This window comes from Mumia sp. (assembly GCF_028803055.1).
Lineage (GTDB): Bacteria > Actinomycetota > Actinomycetes > Propionibacteriales > Nocardioidaceae > Mumia.
This window is the reverse complement of sequence record NZ_JARBCJ010000236.1, coordinates 1-4,223: the sequence shown is the minus strand read 5'-3', so window position 1 is coordinate 4,223 and position 4,223 is coordinate 1. Positions and strand designations below refer to the sequence as shown.

4 protein-coding genes and 1 pseudogene are annotated in these 4,223 nt (G+C 71.2%); all 5 read left to right on the top strand.

Annotated elements, in window-relative coordinates:
• A partial coding sequence (locus PV363_RS16220) for a 3'(2'),5'-bisphosphate nucleotidase CysQ (protein ID WP_301022875.1) occupies positions 1-628 on the top strand: 628 nt, incomplete at its 5' end.
• 43 nt (positions 629-671) lie between these two features.
• Positions 672-1,790 carry an LCP family protein gene (locus tag PV363_RS16215; RefSeq protein ID WP_301022874.1) on the top strand — a complete coding sequence of 373 codons (1,119 nt, stop codon included), beginning with the start codon at positions 672-674 and terminating at the stop codon, positions 1,788-1,790.
• A 121-nt stretch (positions 1,791-1,911) separates the two neighbouring features.
• A complete protein-coding gene (locus PV363_RS16210; protein ID WP_301022873.1) occupies positions 1,912-3,075 on the top strand; it encodes a ScyD/ScyE family protein in 1,164 nt (387 codons plus the stop codon).
• 81 nt (positions 3,076-3,156) lie between these two features.
• The gene (locus tag PV363_RS16205) at positions 3,157-3,570 is read left to right on the top strand and encodes a phage tail protein (RefSeq protein ID WP_220366740.1); all 414 of its coding nucleotides are present in this window, start codon (positions 3,157-3,159) and stop codon (positions 3,568-3,570) included.
• Positions 3,571-3,596: 26 nt separating this feature from the next.
• Positions 3,597-4,223: pseudogene (locus tag PV363_RS16200) on the top strand (transcription-repair coupling factor); the annotation flags it as partial.

Here is a 4,223-nt window from a genome sequence, read left to right as displayed (position 1 = left end):
CCAGGCCGTGCTGGCGCGGCTCCTCGCCGAGCACCGCCCCGAGGATGCCGTGCTGAGCGAGGAGGCGGCCGACGACTCGGCTCGCCGGTCGGCGCGCCGGGTGTGGATCATCGACCCGCTCGACGGCACCCGAGAGTTCTCCGAGCCGCCGCGCGACGACTGGGCCGTCCACGTCGCGCTGTGGGAGGACGGTGACCTGGTCGCGGGAGCGGTCGCGCAGCCCGCGCTCGGCGAGACCTTCAGCACCGCTCGTCCCGCGACGGTCCCGCCGCGTACCGACGGCCCGATGCGCATCGCGGTCAGCCGCAGCCGCCCGCCCGCCTTCGTCGACGCGCTGGCTGCGAAGACCGGTGCCCAGCTGGTGCCCATGGGGTCGGCGGGCGTCAAGGTCATGTCGGTGGTCCGGGATCTCGCCGACGTCTACGTCCACGCGGGCGGTCAGTACGAGTGGGACTCGGCGGCGCCGGTCGTCGTGGCGCGCGTAGCGGGCCTCTTCACGAGTCGCGCCGACGGCAGTGCTCTCGAGTACAACCGTGACAGCCCCTGGTTGCCCGACCTGCTGGTCTGCCGGCACGAGTTCGCCGACGAGGTCGCGGCGTTCGTGCGCGATCACGGCGACGATTCCTGACGTTCTCGCCGCCGAGACCGCCCGGCCACGTAGGCTTTCCGCAATGAGCCAGAGCCCCGACGAGCCCACGTCGACCACTGACGACGGTCGCACGAGCGGCGACGACCGCGCCGGTGGGGAGCCGTCGACGACGACTCGGCCACGGGGGCACCGGACGCTGCGTCGTGTGCTGATCGGCCTGGTCGCCTGCTTCCTGGTGCTCGCGCTCGCCCTCGCTGGTGGGGCCTGGTATCTCCAGGACCGTCTCGTCGACCAGGTCGACCGGGTTGACGACGCGTTCGCCGGGTTGACGGACCGGCCCGCCCCGGCGACAGGTGACGGCGTCAACGTCCTCTTGATGGGCACCGACCGGCGCTCGGACGAGCCGACGACCGGCAATGACGCGGCGGCGCCGACCTGGCTCCCGGGTGAGCAGCGTACGGACTCGCTGATGGTTCTTCACATCGACGGTGACCGTGAGGGCGCCTCGGTCGTCTCCATCCCGCGAGACTCGTGGGTCACCATCCCGGGGCACGGGGCCAACAAGATCAATGCCGCGTTCTCGTTCGCCGGCCCGTCGCTCGCGGTGGAGACGGTCGAGCAGCTGACCAACCTGCGGATGGACCACATCGCCATCATCGACTGGGACGGGTTCCGTGAGCTGACCGACGAGCTGGGGGGCGTCACCGTCACGGTGCCGGAGGACGTCTACGACTCGGCCCGCGACAAGACGTGGGAGGCCGGTGAGCGCCGGATGGACGGCGAGGAGGCGCTCCTCTACGTCCGACAGCGGTACGGACTGCCCGGCGGGGACTTCGACCGGATCAAGCGTCAGCAGAACGTGGTCCGGGCGCTCATGGGCCAGACCCTTTCGGGCGACACCCTGAGCAGCCCGACGAAGGCGTACGGCGTGCTGAGCGCCGTCACGAAGCACCTGACGGTCGACTCGGAGTGGAGCACCGGTGACATGCGAGGACTCGTGCTGTCGATGCGCAACCTCAGAGCCGGTGACGTCACGTTCACGACGGTCCCGGTGAAGGGCACGGGTCGCGAGGGCAAGCAGAGCGTGGTCCGGCTCGACCGCGACAAGGGTCGTGAGCTGTGGGGCGCCGTCTCCGAGGACCGGGCGCGGGAGTGGGTCGACGCGAACCCCGGAGCAGCACTCCCGGCGACGGTGAGCTGAAGGCACCGCCTTGTCGGGTTCTTCGTGAAATGTCCTGATCGGGTCCGTAGCGCGGTGTCAGCCTGACTCCGTTGTCCATCGGTCGATCTCGGCGGCCCCACACTGCATCGGGGGAACCACCATGAGACGCCTACCCGCAGTCGTCCTCGGCGCCGCCGCCGCACTCGGCCTGGCGCTGACGCTCGCACCGGCACAGGCCCACGGCGGCCACAGACCTGCCCCGCCGCCCGCACCGACCTCCCTGGCCGAGGGCCTCCTGACTCCGCTCAGCCTGGCCGTGGCGCAGGACGGCACGACGTACGTCACCCAGAACTTCGCCGGCACCCTGTCGCGGGTCTCGAGGCGCGGAGGCGCTCCGCGAGAGATCTACTCGTCCGGGGGGCCCGAGGTCGGCGGCGTCTCGGTGTCGGGCCGGACCGTCTACTTCGCTGAGACGGGGTTCTCGATGGACCCCGAGGTGCCCAGCGGCTTCACCGGCATCAAGGCGATCGATGCCCGCGGCAACGTCCGCGTGGTCGCCGACACCGGGACGTACGAGGAGAGGAACAACCCCGACGGCGACGTCGAGTACGGCGCTCGCGACATCAGCGACGAGTGCCTGGCTCAGGTGCCGACCGGACCCGAGTATCCGCCGATGATCTACACCGGTGACATCAACCCCCACCCGTACGCGACGCTCCCGGGCCCGCGCGGCACGGTCTACGTCGCCGATGCGGGCGCCAACAGCATCCAGCGCATCGACCGACGCGGGAGGGTCACGACGCTCGCGATCCTGCCGCCGGTCCCGGCGACGATCACGGCGGAGAACGCCGAGCAGTTCGGCCTCCCCGACTGCATCGTCGGGCTGGCCTACTGGGGCGACCCGGTGCCGACGGACCTGGAGTGGGGACCCGACGGATGGATCTACCTGACCCTGCTGCCTGGTGGGCTGGAGGCACCCGGCACCGCCGCGGTCTACAAGGTCCACCCCGGGAGTGGTCGGTTCAAGAAGGTCTCCGCGGGCTTCAGCACCGCGACCAACCTGGCTCTCACGCCGAAGGGTGACATCTACGTGACCGAGCTGTACGCCGGCCGGATCGCGCTCCTGAAGAGGGGTGCGCGGACGATCACCACTTTCGCCGAGGCGAACCTGCCGGCAGCGGTCGAGGTCGGGCCGCGCGGCCTGTACGCGACGACCAGTGCCTTGGTCGGCGCGCCGCAGGGTCCTGAGCCGCCGAGCGACCCACCAGGCGGCATGCTGGTCAAGTACCCCCTCCCTTGGGGGTACGGACACAACCACCGCTGAGGCGAGGCGCGGGGCGGTGCTCGCTCCGCCTCGGCCGCGGAAGGGAGCACTGTGCCACTACCGGAGATGCCACCGTCGGGCATGGCGTTCGCGCTCGAGATCGACGGGTTCCCGTCCTTCTCGATCGTGGAGATCATCGGCCTGAGGACCGAGCAGGACGTCGTCCGGCTCACGGAGTCGACCGCCGACGGGCGAGTCGTGGTCCGGCAGCGGCCTGGCCGCCCGCGCGGCGGAGAGTGCACCGTCACGAGACGCGTGACGGCGAGCGGCGACATTGACGCTTGGCTCGCCCAGGTCCGCGCCGATGCCGACGGGGCGCGGCGCAACGGCGTCGTGGTCCTCTATGACGCCGACCTCGTCCCCGTGAAGCGTTATCGGCTCGTCAACGTCTGGCCGCGAGCGCTGGCGGTCGTCGGTCTCGTCGCCGGCAACGTCGAGGGGCCCCTTGAGCACATCACCCTGGTCTACGACGCGATGGAGCCGGTCACCACCTAGGGCGAGCGGACTATCCTTGACCACCTATGCCCCTGCACGCCTTGGCCCAGGCCGTCGCCGCCGATCCCATCCTCGCCCGTACGGTCACCGACCGTCGTGCAGGCGTGACCGCGCTCGACCTCTCTGCCCCGCCGTCCCTCCGACCCTTCCTCGCCGCCGCCCTGGTGCCGGTGAGCTCCTGCGTGCTCGTCGTGACGGCGACCGCCCGGGACGCCGAGACCCTCACCGAGGAGATCGGCTCGCTGATCGGTCCCGAGAAGGTCACCGACTTCCCTGCGTGGGAGACGCTCCCGCACGAGCGGCTCTCGCCCCGCTCGGACACGGTCGGCCGCCGGCTCGCCGTCCTGCGGCGCCTCGTGCACCCGGGGGCGACGCCCGACGCCGGCGCGCTCGAGGTCGTCGTCGCTCCCATCCGATCGGTGCTCCAGCCCCAGGTCCGAGGTCTGGCCGACCTGGAGCCGGTCGAGCTGGGACGCGGCCAGGAGGCCGAGCTCGACGACGTCGTCCGCCGACTCGCCGACGCTGCGTACACCCGTGTCGACCTGGTGACCAAGCGTGGGGAGTTCGCCGTCCGCGGCGGCATCATCGACGTCTTCCCGCCGACCGAGGACCACCCGCTCCGCGTCGAGTTCTTCGGCGACGAGGTGGACGAG